We start from the raw sequence: 18,056 nt of genomic DNA, 5'->3' as shown, positions 1-18,056 counted from the left end.
CGCAGGCTGGTCTCCAGGCCGGGGTCGATGCCGTGTTCGGCGTACGCGTCGGGGCAGGACGCGGCGGGCGGGTCCCAGCGTGCCCCGTCGCCTCCGACGGCGCGCAGCACCCGGTCGAACAGGTCACTGTCGCAGCGCAGCTCGGCGGCGTCGAGGCCGCTGCCGGGGGCGCCGACCTGGAAGGTGTGCCCGCCGCCGGCGTCGAGTACCGGCCAGGTCCGGGCGTCGCGCAGCAGCAGGACCGGGGTGGCCGGGGCGAGCCGGTCGCGCAGGAAGCCGCGGTAGGCGTCCGGCAGCCGCGACCACCGTACGAAGAGGGTGAGGGTGGCGCCGGCGAGCACGCCACGGCCGGCGGGGTCGTGCACCTGCCGTACGGCGATGGCCGCGGGGTTGGCGGCGAGCAGGCCGGGGGCGACCCGGGAGCCGTGGGCCAGCGCGCGGGCGGGGTCGTCGACGGCGCCGCCGGGCCACTGTACGGAGATCTCGAACCCGGCGGGCAGCCACGGCACGCCGAGCGCGGTCGCGAGGTGTACGGCCGCCCCGTGGGGTGAGCCGATGACGACGCCGGGGTAGTCGCGGCGCGGGTAGTGGTCGACGATCCAGCGGGCGACCGCCTCGACGTCGACCTCGGCGACCTGTGGCGGGGCCAGGGCGGCGCGGGTGCCGGCGCGGGCGACCGCGGCCCGGCGCACCGGTTCGGGGGCGCCCCGGAAGCGGGTCAGCAGCGGCAGGTACGCCAGGTCGGCGCAGTCCCGGCCGCGTAGTGCCCGGGACGTGGCGGCCAGCAGCACCCGGCTGGTGCTGTCGGGCGCCATCACCCGTTCCGGTTCCGGTGGGCCGCCGGTGACCAGCCAGTCCTGCATCTCCCGCACCGGGTGCCCGCCTCTCCTCGCGCTCCTGTCGCGGCGCGGCTTCCCGCCGGACCGGACTTCAAACGTTCCGGGTCCGGTTCGGCACGTTCCGGCATTCGCGGGGCGACGCGGGTGGTGGGCGGGCCCGACCGACCGGGTGGGTGGGCCGGCCGGGGCGGGTCGTCACGGCCGTTGGTGGACCGTGGAGGTGCTGGCGTCGACGTAGCGCAGGACGGCGCCGAGGCCGTCGTCGAGGGGTGCCTCGTCGGGGTCGACGAGCACCAGGTCGGCGTCGGTGCCGGCGAGGGCACGGACCAGGGCGGCGTCGGCGCGTACCTGGACGGGGTCGGCGACGGCCATCTGCCGCAGCCGGTCGGCGTCGGTGGCGATCTGGGTCGGTTCGGGGCCGATCCAGAGCCGGGCGGTCGAGGACGGGTCGTCGACCAGCAGGAGCGTGTCGACCTGGGCCCGCTGGAGGGCGTCGACGACGGCGGACAGGCCGGTGGCGGCCTCCTGCTGTACGCCGTACCGGTCGAGGGCGTCGGTGGTGTGCCGTTCGGCGATGTCGGCGACGGCCTGGATGGTGATGTCGTCGAGGTGGCCGCGATCGCCGCCGGGGGCCCGGGAGCCGATGTCGGTTTCCACGACCCGGCTGCGCCAGTAGGCCGGGAGCTGGTCGACCAGCATCCGGCGGGCCTGCGGGTCGCCGCCGACGACGACGACCTCGGCGCCGACGGTTCCGGCGAGTTCGGCGGTCGCGGCGGCGCTGTCGCCGGCGTTGCGCTTCCAGACGGTGGCCGCCTCGCGCTGGAAGCGGGACTGGGCCCAGCCGCCCGGTTTGACCCGCCGGATCGGGTAGCTCTCGCTGCCCCGGATCTGGGCGCGCCGGGCGAGGGAGCCGCTGTGTACGCCGTCGACGCTGGCGCCGGTGCGGTCGGCGACGACGCGCAGCCAGGCGACCTCCTCGCCGCGGCCGGCGACGGCGGGCATGGCGTGCGGCAGCGGGGCGTACGCGGCCACGTCGACGCGGGGTGGGGCGGGCAGGTACTGCAGGAGGGTGACCTCGCCGTCGGCGGCGAACGCGGCGATGCCGTACGTGCCGGTCCGGGGCGAGTGTCCGAGTACGGCGCGTTCGAGGGCGCGGACGGTGTGGGCCGGCGCCCCGGCGGCCTCGAGCTGCTCACGCTGGCCCCGCCAGCGCAGTTCGAAGCTGATCGCGCCGTCCTCGGTGTTACGGGAGGCGTCCAGGTAGACCGAGGCCCACGGCCCGGGGCGGGCGTAGATCGGCTGCAGGAACGACAGGTCCATGGTCAACCCCTCTCCGTCTGGGAGCGGCATACCCGCGCCGGACCGCCTGTCACCGGAACATGAGCGGAATTCATTCATTCCATTCACCCACGCCGATCGATACAATCCGTAAGGGATCGCGGACGCTGGGTGCTAGCGATAGCTGGTGACGGCGGCGGTCCGACGGGTGGTCGCCGACCGGCGAAGCGGCCGACCGATGCTTGGGGGGCGGGATGGACAGGGAACTCTTTCCCGAACGTGTGGTGCATCCCCGCGCCCGGATCGTCACCGGCCGGGTCAGCCGGCTCAACCCCGGCTACGCCCGCGAGATCAAGGTCGGCCAGCCCGTACTGATGGCGGTCCTCGCCGCCGCCGGCGTCGCCCAGATGGCGGCGCTGCTGGTCAAGTCGGTGCTCCAGGCCGGCACCGGCCGCGCCGGCACCCGGCGGCGCTGGAAGCAACTGCGCAAGGGACCGGAGTTCCTGGTCACGCCGCTACGGATGCGCGACGGCGACGGCGTCCTGCACGAGGTCGAGATCCACGGCCACCTGCCGCAGAGCGCCCTGGAACCGGCCGACCACATCCAGGTGACCGTACGCCGGCAGAAGGACGGCGAACTGCCGCCGCGGGTGGAACGGATCGTCAACCTCACCACCGGTCAACTGCTGACCCCGCGGATCCCGACCGTCTGGTCGCACCTGGGACCGGCGCTGGTGCTGCAGGCCATCCTCGGGCTGATGCTGGTCGGCGCGGTGGCCGCCTGCACCCTCACCCGCTGACAGCCGCGCGGCCGGAGCCGGCGGCGGCGGAACCGGCCGCTCAGCCGGCCGGTGCCGGGGCGGGTTCGGCCGCACTCCCGGCGCGCAGCATCCCGCGCCGCTGCGCCCACCGCTCGAACACCAACGTGGCGAACGGCGGCACCGCGCAGGCCAGCGCCACGAGCGTCGCCGGCCAGCTCCACCGGTTCAGCCGCGACACCACCAGCACCAGGGCGACGTAGACCATGAACAGGCCGCCGTGGATCGGGCCGAAGATCTGCACCCCGATCTCGTTCTGCGGCGGGCCGTACTTGGCCGCCATCCCGGCGAGCAGGGCCAGCCAGGAGATCGCCTCCGCGATCGCCGCGACCACGAACAGCGTCATCGCCGTACGGCGCATGGTTCCTCCCGAAGTCGTCGAGCCGGAATCCTAGGCGGCCGGCGCGCGGCGGCCGCCACCGGCCGCACCCCGGCGAGAGCCCGGTCACCCTGAGGTAGGAGACGACGGTACGACGTACGACAGCCGGCGTACGCCGACTGCCACCGGGTGGTGGACGCGGACGGCCCGCAAGGCGAGCATCATGTGTTCATGATCCGCCTCCAGGTCACCCGCCCGTGAACACCGGCGACCTTCCGACACCCGGCGGCCTGCTGGCCGCCGCCCCGCTGCCCGCCGGTGACCTGCCCGAGGGTGCCCTGCTGATCTCGGTCGCGCTGGCGGTGGCGTCGGCTGGCGCGTACGCGCTGGGCGCGGTGCTCCAGCAGCGGCTGGCGGCCGGCCCGGCGCCGCTGCTGCGGCTGATGACCCGGCGCGGCTGGTGGTACTCGGTGGCACTCAACAGCGCGGGTGGCCTGCTGCACGTCGGCGCCCTCGCCTACGGCCCGCTGTCGGTGGTGCAGCCCCTGGGCGTACTCACCCTGGTCCTGGCGCTGCCGATCGGCGCGTTCCTGGTCGGGCGACGGGTCGCGGCCGTGCACTGGCGGGGCGCGCTGGCGACGGTGGCCGGCCTGGTCGTCCTGCTGCTCCTGATCGCGCCGGCGAGCGGCGGCGAGTCGCTCGGCACCGGCGGGGCGTGGACCGTGGTGGCGGTCGCGACGGCGGCGGTCGTCGCGCTGTGCCTGCTGGCCGGCGGCGCCCGGCCGGCGCTGCGCGCGGTGCTGTACGCGACCGCGTCCGGGGTGTCGTTCGCGGTCGCGTCCGCGCTGACCCAGACCGTCACCCGGCGGTTCGCCGAGGACGGGGCGGCCGGTCTGCTGTCGCCGCTGTCGGTGGCGCTGGCCGCCATGGCGACCGCGGGGCTGCTGCTGTCGCAGGTCGCCTACCGCGGGTCGGGGCTCGGCGCTCCCCTGGCCGTGGTCACGCTCTCCAACCCGGTCGCCTCGGCGGTGATCGGCGTGACGATGCTCGGCGAGGGGTCGGTCGCCGGCTTCGCCGGTGCGCTGGTGGCACTGGCCGCGGCGGCGCTGGCCGCGCACGGCGTCGTCCTGCTGTCCCGCCCCGCCCCGGCACCGGCGCCACCCGGTGCGGTCCCGGCCGGCGTCGGCGGGCACGCCGACCCGGGCACTGCCACCGGGCCGGCGATCATCGTCGCCCCGGTCGGGATGGCCCCGGCAGCGGCCGGCCCGGTCGTCGCCGAGGCGGTGGAGGCCACCGGCCCGGCGGGCGGCTGACCGGCGGGACCGGCCCCGGCGGTCAGCCGCCCGCCGGTCAGCCGCCCGGAACGGCGGCGGTTCAGGAGGCGGCGACGACCACCGCCGACTCCGGCGGAAGCTCGACCACGTCCCGCATCACCGTGACCCCGCCACGGCTGGCCAGCAGCACCGACCGCACCAGGCCGGGCAGGGTGATCCGCTGCGCCCGCGGCGCCAGGTTCGCGGCGACCACCGTACGGCCGCGCCGTACGACGACGAACTGGTCGCCGTGACGCACCTCGACCCGGTCCAGCCGGGGATCGGTGAGATCCGGCCGGCTCCTGCGCAACGCGATCAGCCGCCGGTGGAAGTCGTACGTCTCGCGGTGCTCGGGCTTGTCGAGTTCGGCCCAGTCCAGCCGGGACCGGGCGAACGTGCCCGGGTCCTGCGGGTCGGGCACGTCGCCCTCGGGCCAGCCGTGCGCGGCGAACTCGCGACGCCGGCCGTCGGCGACCGCGGCGGCCAGTTCCGGCTCCGGGTGGCTGGTGAAGAACTGCCACGGCGTGGTGGCCCCCCACTCCTCCCCCATGAACAGCATCGGGGTGAACGGGGCGGTCATCAGCAGCGTCGCGCCGACCCGCAGCAGGTGCGGCGACAGGGTGGCCGAGATCCGGTCGCCGGTCGCCCGGTTGCCGATCTGGTCGTGGTTCTGGAGGTAGGCGACGAACCGGTGGCCGGCGGTGCGGGTGCGGTCGACCGGCCGGCCGTGCACCCGGCCCCGGAAGCTGGACCAGGTGCCGGCGTGGAAGAACGCGCCGGTGAGCACGTCGGACAGGCACTGCAGCGAGCCGAAGTCGGCGTAGTAGCCCTGCCGCTCGCCGGTGAGCAGGCTGTGCAGGGCGTGGTGGGCGTCGTCGTTCCACTGGGCGTGCAGGCCGTGGCCGCCGGCCTCGCGCGGGGTGATCAGCTTCGGGTCGTTGAGGTCGGACTCGGCGATCAGCGACAGTGGCCGGCCGACGTGCGTCGACAGGGCCTCGACCTCGACGGCGAGTTCCTCCAGCAGGTGCACGGCGCCGTGGTCGCTCAGCGCGTGCACGGCGTCGAGGCGCAGCCCGTCGACGTGGTAGTCGCGCAGCCACATCAGCACGCTGTCGATGATGTAGCGGCGCACCTCGCCGGAGTGCGGGCCGTCGAGGTTGATCGTGCGTCCCCAGGTGTTGCCGCCGGTCTCGGCCAGGTACGGCCCGAACATCGGCGCGTACGCCCCGGAGGGCCCGAAATGGTTGTAGACGACGTCGAGGACCACCCCCAGGCCCCGCCGGTGGCAGGCGTCGACGAAGCGTTTGAGCCCGTCCGGGCCGCCGTACATCTGGTGCGGGGCGAACCAGCAGACGCCGTCGTAGCCCCAGTTGTGGTCGCCGTTGAAGGCGTTGACCGGCAGCAGCTCGACCAGGTCGACGCCGAGTTCGACGAGGTGGTCGAGGCGCTCGATCGCCGAGTCGAAGGTGCCGTCCGGGGTGAACGTGCCGATGTGCAGTTCGTAGAGGACGCTGCCGGGCAGTTGGCGGCCGGTCCAGTCCTGGTCGCCCCAGCGGTGGGTGGCGTGGTCGTAGACCCGGCTCGGCCCGTGCACGCCGGCCGGCTGCCAGGCAGAGCGGGGGTCGGGCAGGGCCTGCTCGTCGTCGTCGAGCAGGTAGGCGTAGTCGGTGCCGGGTCCGGCGTCGGGCACGTCGAGCGTCCACCAGCCACCGTCACCGGCGGTGAGGTCGCGGTCGGGCTCTCCGATGATCCGCAGGCGCACCCGGGATGCCGCCGGCGCCCACACACAGAATTCAGTCATGGCCTCACCAGTGGACGAGCAGGGGTTTCGGCGGGCGTGAGCAGGGCGACGGGATACCGGTCGAGCAGTTCGGCAACGGCTATCCGGGACTCACTGTAGACCCGTCCTGTGAACGTATCGACAACGGACCGTGATGAGGGAAGGAATGTGTGATCCCATCCGCCGAGCCGGGTCAGGCCGAGCGGCAGCCGGGTGGCGACGGCGACCGCGCCGCCCCGGTCGTACGCGACGACGTGGTCGGCCGCCGGCCCGTCGGCGGCCACCGGCCGGTATCCGGTGAACAGGTCGGGCCGGTCCCGGCGCAGCCGCAGGGTCCGGGCGACGACCAGCAGTTTCGCCGCACCGGTGGCATCGACGTCGGGCTGCCGGCCGGCGTCGACGCGGGCGAGCAGGTCGCGGCGGGCCGCGAAGTCGACCGGACGCCGGTTGTCGGGGTCGACGAGGCTGTTCTGCCACAGCTCGGTGCCCTGGTAGACGTCGGGTACGCCGGGCATCGTGAGCTGCACGAGTTTCTGCCCCAGCGCGTTCGACCAGCCGGCGGGGGTGATCGTGTCGACCAGGTCGGTCACGTCGGCGCGCAGCGCCGGGTCGTCGTAGATCCGGTCGACGACGGCGTGCAGGGTCCGTTCGAAGTCGACGTCGGGGCTGGTCCAGTTCGTCGAGGTGGCCGCCTCGCGGGCCGCCTTCTCGACGTACGCGTGCAGCCGTTCGCGTTCGATCGGCCAGGCGCCGGCGACGGTCTGCCACAGCAGGTGGGCGAAGGCCGGGTCGGGCAGCGGTGCGGCGGCCGTCCACCGGTCGACGGCGGCGGACCAGGTCCCGGGCATCTCGGCGAGTACGGCGAGCCGGGCCCGGACGTCCTCGCCACGTTTGGTGTCGTGGGTGGAGAGCGTCGTCATGCCGAGCGGGAAGCGTTCCTGGCGGCGGGCGGCGGCGGTGTGGAAGTCGGCGACGGGGCGGCCGAAGCGGGCCGGGTCGCCGCCGACCTCGTTGAGGGCGACGAACCGGGTCCACCGGTAGTAGGCGGTGTCCTCGACGCCCTTGGCCATGACGGCGCCGGAGAACTGCGGGAACCGGGCGGCGAGTTCGTCGCCGGGGTCGCGCAGCCGGGCGGTCAGCGTGTCGAGGGTGGCGGCGAGGTCGGGCCGGCGCCGGCCGGCCTCGGCGCGGGCGGTGGCGAGATGTCGCAGCCCGTCCGGCGGGTACGACCGGTAGACCGGGTAGTTGGCGGCGAGTTCGGCGAGTGCCGGCCCGGCGTCGGGCAGGTCGGGGGCGAGCCGGGCGAGCCGGCGCAGTTCGGTGGCGAGCAGTTCGGTGGCGGCGGCGAGCCGGCCGGCGTGGGTCAGTTCGGGCCAGGACGTGGCCCGCCCGGTGAGCCGGGTGTCCAGGGTGGTGAAGGCGGCCTCGCCGGCCGGGTCGACGAAGAGGTCGGTCACCTCGGCGAGCGCGTCGTAGCCGGTGGTGCCGTCGACCGGCCAGGCCGGCAGTTCCTCGCCGGGTTCGAGGATCTTCTCGATCAGCAGCCAGGCGTGCGGGGCGGCGGCGCGCAGCCGGGCGAGGTAGCCGGCCGGGTCGCGCAGCCCGTCGGGGTGGTCGACCCGGATGCCGTCGACGTCGCCGACGGCGACCCAGCGCAGGATCTCGGCGTGGGTGGCGGCGAAGACGGCGGGGTCCTCGACGCGCAGGCCGGCCAGTTCGGAGACGGCGAAGAACCGCCGGTACGTCAGTTCGGCGTCGCCGCGCCGCCAGGAGACCAGCTCGTAGTGCTGCCGGTCGTGGACCCGGTGGGCGGTGCCGGGGGTGTCCGGGGCACCGTCCGGGCCGGTGCCGTCGGCGATCGGGAAGCGGTGTTCGTGGTAGCGCAGCTCACCGTCGACGATCTTGAGGTCGTCGAGGGCGTCGGGCTGGTCGGCCAGCACCGGCAGGAGCAGCCGGCCGCGGGACCAGTCGATGTCGAACCAGGTGGCGTACGGCGATTCGCGGCCGGCGCGCAGCACGTCCCACCAGGCCGGGTTGGCCGCCGGTACGGCGACACCGGCGTGGTTGGGCACGATGTCGACCAGCAGCCGCAGGCCGTGGTCGCGCAGGGCGGCGGCGAGCTGCCGGCGGCCGGCCTCGCCGCCGATCTCCGGGCCGACCCGCCGGTGGTCGACGACGTCGTAGCAGTGCGCGGAGCCGGGGGCGGCGGTCAGCAGCGGCGAGGTGTAGAGGTGGCTGGCGCCGAGGTCGGCGAGGTAGTCGGCGAGGGCGGCGGTCGCGCCGAGGTCGAAGCCGGGCCGCACCTGCACCCGGTAGGTGGCCGTCGGCGGCCCGCCCGGCGCGGTGCGGTCGGCGGGCCGGGGACCGGCGGCAGGCGGAGCGCCGGCGGCGGGCCGGGGACCGGCGGCGGGCGGAGCGCCGACGGCAGGCCCGGGGTCGGCGGTGGGCATCTCAGATGGTCCGGTCGAGCACGACGAGGCAGCGGTCGGGTACGACGACCATCCCGCCGGCCTCGACCACCTTCGGTTCGTCCGGTCCGGGCTCCGCGGTGGTGATCACCCGTTCCCACTTCTGGCCGTAGTCGTGGCCGGGTACGACGAAGTCCAGCGCCTGGTCGTGGGCGTTGAACAGCAGCAGGAACGAGCTGTCGACGTGGCGCTGGCCGTACGGGCCGCGTTCCTTGATCCCCTCGCCGTTGACGAAGAGCATGACGGCGCGGCCGAAGTCGTTGCCCCAGTCCTCGCCGGTCATCTCCCGCCCGCCGGGGGTGAACCAGGTCAGGTCGGGCAGTGGTGCCCCGGCGGTGCGGGTCTTGACCGGCAGCCCGGTGAAGAAGCGGCGGCGGCGGAAGACCTGGTGCCGGGCCCGGAAGGCGGTCAGCTCGCGGGTGAAGGCCATCAGCTGCTCGTCGACGTTGTCCCAGTCGATCCAGGCCAGTTCGCTGTCCTGGCAGTAGGCGTTGTTGTTGCCGTGCTGGGTGCGGCCGAGTTCGTCGCCGTGCCCGATCATCGGCACGCCCTGCGACAGCATGAGGGTGGCCAGGAAGTTGCGCCGCTGCCGGGCCCGTAGCGCCAGCACGTCGGGGTCGTCGGTGGGTCCCTCGACCCCGCAGTTCCAGGACCGGTTGTGGCTCTCGCCGTCGCGGTTGTCCTCGCCGTTGGCCTGGTTGTGCTTTTCGTTGTAGGACACCAGGTCGGCCAGGGTGAACCCGTCGTGGCAGGTGACGAAGTTGATGCTGGCGACCGGCCGGCGGCCGTCGTCCTGGTAGAGGTCGGCGGAGCCGGAGATCCGGGAGGCGAACTCCGCGAGGGTGTTCGGTTCGCCGCGCCAGAAGTCGCGTACGGTGTCGCGGTACTTGCCGTTCCACTCGGTCCACACCGGCGGGAAGTTGCCGACCTGGTAGCCGCCGGGGCCGATGTCCCACGGTTCGGCGATCAGCTTGACCTGGCTGATCACCGGGTCCTGCTGGATGACCTCGAAGAACGTCGAGAGCCGGTCGACGTCGTAGAACTCGCGGGCGAGGGTGGCGGCCAGGTCGAACCGGAACCCGTCGACGTGCATCTCCTGCACCCAGTACCGCAGCGAATCCATGATCAGTTGCAGCGAGTGCGGGCTGCGTACGTTGAGGCTGTTGCCGGTGCCGGTGTAGTCGACGTAGTGCTCCGGGGACTCCTCGGACAGCCGGTAGTAGCTGTGGTTGTCGACGCCCTTGAAACCGAGCGTCGGGCCGAGGTGGTTGCCCTCGGCGGTGTGGTTGTAGACCACGTCGAGGATGACCTCGATGCCGGCGGCGTGCAGGGCCCGGACCATGCCGCGGAACTCCTGGACCTGCTGGCCGAGGTTCCCCAGGGCGGAATAGCCGTGGTACGGGGCGAAGAAGCTGAGCGTGTTGTAGCCCCAGTAGTTGCGCATCCCCATGTCGACCAGCCGGTGGTCGTGGACGAACTGGTGCACCGGCATCAGCTCGATCGCGGTGACGCCGAGCCGGGTGAGGTGCTTGATCATGTCGGGGTGCGCGATGCCGGCGTACGTGCCGCGCAGCTCCGGCGGGATGGCGGGGTGGCGCATGGTCAGCCCGCGCACGTGCGCCTCGTAGATCACCGAACGGTGGTACGGGATCCTCGGCAGCCGGTCGTTGGCCCAGTCGAAGTACGGGTTCACCACGACCGACTTCGGCACGTACGGTGCCGAGTCGGCCTGCGACATCCGGCCGGGGTCGTCCAGCTCGTAGCCGTAGACCGCCGGGTGCCAGTGGACGTCGCCGTCGACCGCCTTGGCGTACGGGTCGACCAGCAGCTTGTTCGGGTTGCACCGCAGTCCCCGCGCCGGGTCGTACGGGCCGTGGACGCGGTAGCCGTAGCGTTGTCCGGGCTGGACGCCGGGCAGGTAGCCGTGCCAGACGTAGGCGTCGACCTCGTGCAGCTTCACCCGGCGCTCGTTGCCCAGCCCCCACTCGTCGAACAGGCACAGCTCGACCGAGTCGGCGACCTCGGAGAAGATCGCGAAGTTGGTTCCGGTGCCGTCGTACGTGGCGCCCAACGGATACCGCTGACCCGGCCAGACCTGCATGGTGCTCCTCGTTTACGCGGGGTCGCCGAGCACGCCGGTGACGCGGGCCACCGGCGTGCGGCAGGACTAATGCCCAGTCGACGGTAGCCTCAATCCAGCCGTTCGACCGATTGCGACAGGCCCACGCTTGCACCACGACAATCGATCGGGTGTCATCGGTCACCATCCGGGCGTTTCGGGATGCGATTCGCGGTGGCGTGCCGTTTCCTTGTAGCGGGAACGAGCGACGCACCGCGGCGGCGCCGGACCCACCCGGCCTTTCGGCCACCCTTTTCCAACCCACCAGGCCGTTCGGCCACACCTCAACCTGCTCGCGCCGTCAGTGGTGCCGGCGAAACACGCGCCAATTCATGGATGGAGATCGATGTGACGACCCTGCGGGTCGGCGCCGACAACGCCCCGGTCACGACGGACGGCCCCTGCCGTCCGAACCTCACCTCCCGCACGCACCACGCCGCCCCCGCCACCGGTCTGCCGACCGCCGGCGGGATGGCCCCCGACAGCCGCCGCCGCATCCTGATGCTGTCCTGGGAGTACCCGCCGGTACTCGTCGGCGGGCTGGGTCGTCACGTACACGCGCTCTCCGTCGCCCTGGCCGCCGCCGGCCACGAGGTCACCGTCGTCACCCGGCACGCCGAGGGCGCGCCGCTGGAGGAGTACGCCGAAGGGGTCCGCATCGTCCGCGCCCCCGAGGACCCGGTGACGTTCCCGCTGGCCACCTCCCACCTGCTGGCCTGGACCATGGCGTTCAACCACACCCTGACCCGGGCCGCGCTGCGGGCCGCGCAGTCCGGCGAGTACGACGTCATCCACGCCCACGACTGGCTGGTCGCGCACACCGCCGTCTCGCTGTCCGAGCACCTCGACCTGCCGCTGGTCACCACCATCCACGCCACCGAGGCCGGCCGGCACCAGGGCTGGCTGCCCGAGGAGATGAACCGGTCGATCCACTCCATGGAGTGGTGGCTGTCGCAGGAGTCCGACCGGGTCATCGTCTGCTCCGGCTACATGCGCGACGAGGTCACCGGCCTGTTCGACGTACCGGCCGGCCGGGTCGACGTCGTACCCAACGGGGTCGAGACGCACCGCTGGCAGGTACCGGCCAGCGCCGTCGCCGCCGCCCGGCAGCGCTTCGCCGGCGACGGCCCGCTGGTCACCTTCGCCGGCCGGCTGGTCTACGAGAAGGGCGTCCAGCACCTGATCGCCGGCCTGCCCAAGCTGAAGGAACAGCACCCCGGCCTGCGCGTCGTCATCGCCGGCGACGGGCCGTACCGGCAGGAACTGGAGAACGACATCGACCGCCTCGGACTGCGCGAGACGGTCAGCTTCCCCGGCTTCCTCGGCGGGGTCGAACTGCCGGCGATGATGGCCGCCTCGGACTGCTTCGCGGTGCCCAGCATCTACGAGCCGTTCGGCATGGTCGCGCTGGAGGGCGCCGCCGCCGGCGTACCGCTGGCCGTCGCCGCCACCGGCGGGCTCGCCGAGATCATCGAGCCCGGCGTCAACGGCATGACCTTCGCCCCGAAGGACCCGCACGGCCTCGCCGACGCGGTCAGCTCCCTGCTCTCCGACGGCGACCGGGCCCGCCGGCTCGCCCGGGAGGCCCGCACCATGGTCCACGACCGGTACGGCTGGTCGTCGATCGCACACCGCACCGCCGCCACGTACTCCGCCGCCATCGCGCACGCCCCGGCGTTCGCCGCCGAGCAGGCCGAGGCCCGGATGGCCCAGGGCCGCCCCCAGCTCAAGATCCGCGAGGGCAACCTGCTCGCGGCGGTCGGCGGCCGATGACCGACCCGCTGCACCCGACCCGGCCCGCGAATACCGCGTCGGGGACCGACGTGCCGCACGCGGCATCGGCCCCGGTGCCCAATACTGTTTCGATGATCGGCGAACTCGACCTCTACCTGTTCGCGCAGGGCCGCCACGAACGACTCTGGCAGATGCTCGGCGCCCACCCCGGCGACGGCGGCACCCGGTTCTCGGTGTGGGCACCCAACGCCCGCGAGGTACGGGTCGTCGGCGACGCCACCGGCTGGGGCCCGTACGACGGCGCGGTGATGGACCGCGTCGGCGACAGCGGCGTCTGGTCGGTGTTCGTCCCCGGCGCCGAACCCGGCCAGCGCTACAAGCTGCGGATACACGGCGCCGACGGGCAGTGGGTCGATCGCGCCGACCCGATGGCCCGCGGCACCGAGAGCCCCCCGTTCAACTCGTCGGTCATCACCACCTCGCGGTACCGCTGGGACGACGGCGACTGGCTCGCCGAACGCCGCGTCGCCACCAACCACCACGCCCGCCCGATGTCGGTCTACGAGGTGCACCTCGGCTCCTGGCGCCCCGGCCTGAACTACCGTGAACTCGCCGACCAGCTCACCGCGTACGTCACCGACCTCGGCTTCACCCACGTCGAACTGATGCCGGTCATGGAGCACCCGTACGGCGGCTCCTGGGGCTACCAGGTCACCGGCTACTACGCCCCGACCGCGCGGTTCGGCTCCCCCGACGAGTTCCGGCACCTCGTCGACCGGCTGCACCAGGCCGGCATCGGCGTACTGCTCGACTGGGTGCCGGCCCACTTCCCGCGCGACGCCTGGGCGCTGGCCCGCTTCGACGGCACCCCGCTGTACGAGCACCCCGACCCGCGCCGCGGCGAACACCCCGACTGGGGCAGCCTCGTCTTCGACTACGGCCGGCCCGAGGTCCGCAACTTCCTGATCGCCAACGCGCTGTACTGGCTGGAGGAGTTCCACATCGACGGCCTACGGGTCGACGCCGTCGCCTCCATGCTCTACCTCGACTACTCCCGCGGCTACGGGCAGTGGCTGCCCAACGCCGAGGGCGGCAACTCGCACACCGAGGCGATCGCCCTGCTGCGCGACCTCAACTCCGCCGTCTACCGGCTGCACCCCGGCGTCGTCATGATCGCCGAGGAGTCCACCGCCTGGCCCAAGGTCTCCCGCCCCGTCGACTGGGACGGCCTCGGCTTCGGCCTGAAGTGGAACATGGGCTGGATGCACGACACCCTGCACTACCTGTCGCGCGACCCGCTCTACCGCTCCTACCACCACGGCGAACTGACCTTCCCCGGCATCTACGCCTTCGACGAGCAGTTCCTGCTCCCGATCAGCCACGACGAGGTCGTACACGGCAAGGGTTCGCTGACCGCTAAGTTCCCCGGCGACCGCTGGCAGCGCCTCGCCGGCCTGCGCGGCTTCCTCGCCTACATGTGGTCGTTCCCCGGCAAGCAGCTGCTCTTCATGGGCAGCGAACTCGCCGACGAGCGCGAGTGGAGCGAGCACCGCGGCCTCGACTGGGGCCTGCTCGCCGACCCCGGCGCCCGCGGCGTCACCGACCTGCTGCGCGACCTCAACCGGATCTACCGCGACGGCCCCGAACTGTGGTCGCAGGACACCGTCCCGGCCGGCTTCCGGATGATCGCCGGCGACGACGCCGCCAACAGCGTGCTCAGCTTCCTGCGGCACGGCGCCGACGGCTCGGTGCTCGCCTGCGTGGTCAACTTCTCCGGGGTGCCGCGCAACGACCACCGGATCGGGCTGCCCGTCGAGGGGCGCTGGGACGAGGTGCTCAACACCGACGCGGCCACGTACGGCGGCTCCGGGGTCGGCAACTTCGGCGCCGTCGACGCCGACGGGCCGGCGACGCACGGCCTGCGGACGTCGGCGACGGTGCAGATCGGCCCGTACGCCGCGGTCTGGTTCCGCCCGTCAAAGCCCACCCAGGAGTGACCGGCGCGCCCCTCTGCGCGCGGGCGGCCCCCTGCGCGCGTTGATCAAGGAGAAGTCGTGGGTCACTCCGGGCGTTTTGCCCGGTACATCCCCTTGATCGTGCCGGACGTGCGGGCGGCCCGCCCCGCTCGCGTTGATCGAGGACTAATCGTGGGTCACGGCGGCCGTTTTGCCTGACACATCCCCTTGATCGCGCCAGAGTTGCGGTGCGCCCCCACGCACGGAGCCTGCCGACCCCACACGCGCCCGCCGCGCACGCGACCGCCGCCCGCCGCACACGCCACCGCCATCCGCCGCGCACACGCGACCGCCGCCCGGGTGCGCTGATCAAGGAGCAATCGTGGGTCGCGCGGGGCGACCCGTCCGATACATTGCCTTGATCGGCGCGCGGGCGGCGGCGGAGGTGGCGCGGTGGCCGGCGTGCCTACACGGGCGGCACGGCGGCCGGGTCGAGCGTCGGGTCAGCGCTTCTCGATCGGGACGAACTCGCGTTCCGGCGAACCGATGTAGAGCTGGCGCGGGCGACCGATCTTGGTCTCCGGGTCGTTGATCATCTCCCGCCACTGCGCGATCCAGCCGGGCAGCCGGCCGAGCGCGAACAGCACGGTGAACATCTTCGTCGGGAAACCCATCGCCTTGTAGATCAGGCCGGTGTAGAAGTCGACGTTCGGGTAGAGCTTGCGCGAGACGAAGAAGTCGTCGGCGAGCGCGATCTCCTCGAGCTTCATCGCGATGTCGAGCAGCGGGTCCGGCTTGGCCATCCGGGACAGCACGTCCTGCGCGGCCTGCTTGACGATCGCGGCCCGCGGGTCGTAGTTCTTGTAGACCCGGTGCCCGAAGCCCATGAGCTTGACGCCCTGCTCCTTGGCCTTGACCCGGCGTACGAAGTTCGCCGCGTCACCGCCGTCGGCCTGGATGGCGCCGAGCATCTGCAGGACCGCCTCGTTGGCGCCGCCGTGCAGCGGGCCGAAGAGGGCGTTCACACCGGCCGACACCGACGCGAACAGGTTGGCCTGGCCGGAGCCGACCAGCCGTACGGTCGAGGTCGAGCAGTTCTGCTCGTGGTCGGCGTGCAGGACCAGCAGCATGTCCAGCACCTGGGCGACGACCGGGTCGACCTCGTACCGCGCGGCCGGCACCCCGAACGTCATGCGCAGGAAGTTGTCGACGTAGCCGAGCGCGTTGTCCGGGTAGAGCAGCGGCTGGCCGATCGAGGTCTTGTAGGCGTACGACGCGATCGTCGGCACCTTCGCCATCAGCCGTACCGTGGAGATCTCGACCTGGTCGGCGTCGAACGGGTCGAGGCTGTCCTGGTAGAAGGTCGACAGCGCGGAGACCGCCGACGACAGCACCGGCATCGGGTGGGCGTCGCGGGGGAAGCCGTCGAAGAACCGCTTGAAGTCCTCGTGCAGCATCGTGTGTAACTGGACCTTCTCGGTGAAGGCCGCGAGCTGGTCGGCGGTCGGCAGCTCGCCGTAGATCAGCAGGTACGACGTCTCCAGGAACGACGCCTTACCGGCCAGCTCGTTGATCGGGTAGCCGCGGTAACGCAGGATACCGGCGTCACCGTCGATGTATGTGATCTTCGACGAACAGGCCGCCGTGTTGACGAAGCCCGGGTCGTATGTGACGTGACCTGTCTCCGCCAGGAGTTTACCGACGCCGATTCCCGCGGGACCCTCGACGGCCGGGTTCACCGGCATCGAAAGCTGTCCGCCAGGGTGTTCGAGCTTGACATCTGTCATGTGGTCCCTCGCTTCGCCGGCAGATCTTCGTTGAAAGCCCATGTTTACGGTAAACGTGCGTGACGGAAACCCGACAGCGATGGTTTTGGGTGAGGTCTGCGTCACGCATGTTGCGAACCGGTTCCGAACCGGGTACCCGGAGGGGTTGCGCGGCACACCGGTCCGATTCGTTCAAGACCCCGCCCCCCGACCGCCGCTAGCGTGAGCCACATGGCAGTCAAATTCGACTTTATCGGACTTCTCGTCGCCGACATGGGCCGCTCGCTCGCCTTCTACCGGCGCCTCGGCCTGGACATCCCCGCCGCCGACACCGAGCAACACGTCGAGGTCACCCTCGACGGCGGCTTCCGGCTCGCCTGGGACACCGAAGAGGTGGCCCGCCAGATCGATCCCGACTTCACCCCGCCGCCGGCCAGGGCGGGCCGGATCAGCCTCGCCTTCCGCTGCGACAGCCCGGCCGACGTCGACCGGGTCCACGCCGAACTGACCGCCAGCGGCCACGAGAGCCACCGCGAGCCGTGGGACGCCTTCTGGGGCCAGCGGTACGCCATCGTCTACGACCCGGACGGCAACAGCGTCGACCTCTACGCCGCGCTCGGCTGACCCGCACCGCCGCGACCGCGCCCCGGACCGCGGTCGGCCGGTCAGCCCACCGCGCCCGGTCCGCCCGCCGCGGTGGGCTGGTCAGGCTGCCGCGATCGGCCGGTCAGGTCGCCGCGGGCGCAGCACCCCGAGCGGCACCCCGGCCAGCGCCTTGATCTCCCGGGCCAGGTGCGCCTGGTCGGCGTACCCGGCGGTCACGGCCACCTCGGCCGCCGCCCGGCCGGCGTCGACCAGCGCCAGCGCCCGACGCATCCGCAGGATCCGGGCCAGCGTCTTCGGACCGTACCCGAAAAGGGCGTGGCTGCGGCGGTGCAGCAGCCGCTCCCCCAGGCCGACCGCGGCGGCGGTCGCGGCCACCGACCGCCCGGCGCGCAGCCGGGCGACGACCTCACCGGCGAGCGGGTCCGGGCCCGGTCCGGCCCGCAGCCGGTCCAGCGCCGCCGCCTCCAGGACCCGACCCGGGTACGGCGAGCGGGCCACCAGCCCGGCCAGCCGGCGTACGTCCGCGGCCGGCCACAGGTCGGCCAGCGGCACCCGTTGATCACGCAACTCGTGGGCGGACAGCCCGAACACGGCCGGGCCGGTGCCGGGCGGGAACCGTAACCCGATCGTGGTCTCGCCGTCGCGTCGGGTCGCGAGGTGCGCGACGGTGTCGGGGCCGGCGACCAGTAGCCCGCCGCGGTCGGACCACATCAGGTCCATGCAGCCGTCCGGCAGTACCCGCACCTCGTGGTCGTCACCGGCGCCAGCGCCGCGCCACCGGACCGTGCCGGGGACGGCGGAGGGCTGTTCGCCGTACACGGTGTGTCAGGGCCGGTCGGGATCGGTGCCCTGGTCGGCGCCGCTGCCACGGCCGCCGCCGGCGCCGACCGCGACCCCGAACGCCACGCCGAGGGCGACACCTATCCCCAGCCCGATCGCCAGGTTGTCCATGGCGAAGCCGATCATGGCGCCCATCACGATGCCGAACACCATTCCGGTGGCGAGCGAACCGCCCTTGCCTTCCACGAGAGCCCTCCCTGGTCCTGTTGAGGACATCATTC

Annotated in this window: 13 protein-coding genes and 1 pseudogene; 5 read left to right on the top strand and 9 right to left on the bottom strand. The window is 72.9% G+C overall.

Annotated features, from left to right (window positions below; all coding sequences use genetic code 11):
* Both AB0I42_RS06840 and AB0I42_RS06835 read right to left on the bottom strand, forming a co-directional pair.
* Nucleotides 1-863, bottom strand: a pseudogene (locus AB0I42_RS06840) (hypothetical protein); the annotation flags it as partial.
* Between the two features lie 171 nt (nt 864-1,034).
* Nucleotides 1,035-2,159: a Vms1/Ankzf1 family peptidyl-tRNA hydrolase gene (locus AB0I42_RS06835; RefSeq protein ID WP_357534884.1), complete on the bottom strand. Its 1,125-nt coding sequence runs from the start codon at nt 2,157-2,159 to the stop codon at nt 1,035-1,037.
* A gap of 212 nt (nt 2,160-2,371) precedes the next feature.
* On the opposite strand from AB0I42_RS06835, the gene AB0I42_RS06830 reads away from it, so the two are divergent.
* Complete coding sequence (locus tag AB0I42_RS06830; RefSeq protein ID WP_357534861.1) at nt 2,372-2,917, top strand: hypothetical protein; 546 nt, start codon at nt 2,372-2,374, stop codon at nt 2,915-2,917.
* 40 nt (nt 2,918-2,957) lie between these two features.
* On the opposite strand, the gene AB0I42_RS06825 is transcribed toward AB0I42_RS06830, so the two are convergent.
* Nucleotides 2,958-3,296, bottom strand: a complete 339-nt coding sequence (locus tag AB0I42_RS06825) for a DUF3817 domain-containing protein (RefSeq protein WP_357534859.1) — start codon at nt 3,294-3,296, stop codon at nt 2,958-2,960.
* Nucleotides 3,297-3,511: 215 nt separating this feature from the next.
* Here AB0I42_RS06825 and AB0I42_RS06820 point away from each other — a divergent pair, with 215 nt between their 5' ends.
* Nucleotides 3,512-4,567 carry a DMT family transporter gene (locus tag AB0I42_RS06820; RefSeq protein WP_357534857.1) on the top strand — a complete coding sequence of 352 codons (1,056 nt, stop codon included), beginning with the start codon at nt 3,512-3,514 and terminating at the stop codon, nt 4,565-4,567.
* Nucleotides 4,568-4,628: 61 nt separating this feature from the next.
* Here AB0I42_RS06820 and treZ read toward each other — a convergent pair whose 3' ends face one another.
* The 3 genes from treZ to glgX are packed head-to-tail and all read right to left on the bottom strand — an operon-like array spanning nt 4,629 to nt 10,916.
* Nucleotides 4,629-6,368 (bottom strand): malto-oligosyltrehalose trehalohydrolase, encoded by a 1,740-nt coding sequence (gene treZ, locus AB0I42_RS06815; RefSeq protein ID WP_357534855.1) that lies wholly within the window; start codon nt 6,366-6,368, stop codon nt 4,629-4,631.
* A complete protein-coding gene (treY, locus tag AB0I42_RS06810; protein ID WP_357534854.1) occupies nt 6,365-8,797 on the bottom strand; it encodes a malto-oligosyltrehalose synthase in 2,433 nt (810 codons plus the stop codon). Before treY ends, treZ begins: the two co-directional genes overlap by 4 nt.
* Nucleotide 8,798: 1 nt before the next feature.
* On the bottom strand, nt 8,799-10,916 hold the full coding sequence (gene glgX, locus AB0I42_RS06805; RefSeq protein ID WP_357534852.1) for a glycogen debranching protein GlgX: 2,118 nt from the start codon (nt 10,914-10,916) through the stop codon (nt 8,799-8,801).
* A 489-nt stretch (nt 10,917-11,405) separates the two neighbouring features.
* Here glgX and AB0I42_RS06800 point away from each other — a divergent pair, with 489 nt between their 5' ends.
* Together AB0I42_RS06800 and glgB are read left to right on the top strand one after the other, a co-directional pair.
* Complete coding sequence (locus tag AB0I42_RS06800) at nt 11,406-12,707, top strand: glycosyltransferase family 4 protein (protein ID WP_357534883.1); 1,302 nt, start codon at nt 11,406-11,408, stop codon at nt 12,705-12,707.
* Between the two features lie 92 nt (nt 12,708-12,799).
* Complete coding sequence (glgB, locus tag AB0I42_RS06795; protein ID WP_357534850.1) at nt 12,800-14,665, top strand: 1,4-alpha-glucan branching protein GlgB; 1,866 nt, start codon at nt 12,800-12,802, stop codon at nt 14,663-14,665.
* Between the two features lie 461 nt (nt 14,666-15,126).
* Here glgB and AB0I42_RS06790 read toward each other — a convergent pair whose 3' ends face one another.
* On the bottom strand, nt 15,127-16,410 hold the full coding sequence (locus AB0I42_RS06790; protein WP_357534849.1) for a citrate synthase: 1,284 nt from the start codon (nt 16,408-16,410) through the stop codon (nt 15,127-15,129).
* 210 nt (nt 16,411-16,620) lie between these two features.
* Between AB0I42_RS06790 and AB0I42_RS06785 the strand changes: the two genes are divergently transcribed.
* Nucleotides 16,621-17,013 carry a VOC family protein gene (locus AB0I42_RS06785; protein WP_357534847.1) on the top strand — a complete coding sequence of 131 codons (393 nt, stop codon included), beginning with the start codon at nt 16,621-16,623 and terminating at the stop codon, nt 17,011-17,013.
* A gap of 81 nt (nt 17,014-17,094) precedes the next feature.
* On the opposite strand, the gene AB0I42_RS06780 is transcribed toward AB0I42_RS06785, so the two are convergent.
* Nucleotides 17,095-17,814, bottom strand: a complete 720-nt coding sequence (locus AB0I42_RS06780; protein WP_357534846.1) for a helix-turn-helix domain-containing protein — start codon at nt 17,812-17,814, stop codon at nt 17,095-17,097.
* Nucleotides 17,815-17,820: 6 nt separating this feature from the next.
* Entirely contained in the window at nt 17,821-18,021 is a 201-nt protein-coding gene (locus AB0I42_RS06775) for a hypothetical protein (protein ID WP_357534844.1), read from the bottom strand.
* Nucleotides 18,022-18,056: the final 35 nt, after the last annotated feature.

This window comes from Polymorphospora sp. NPDC050346 (assembly GCF_040655695.1).
GTDB lineage: Bacteria > Actinomycetota > Actinomycetes > Mycobacteriales > Micromonosporaceae > Polymorphospora > Polymorphospora lycopeni.
Note: the sequence above shows the minus strand (reverse complement) of the source record. Positions and strands in the feature narration are given on the sequence as shown.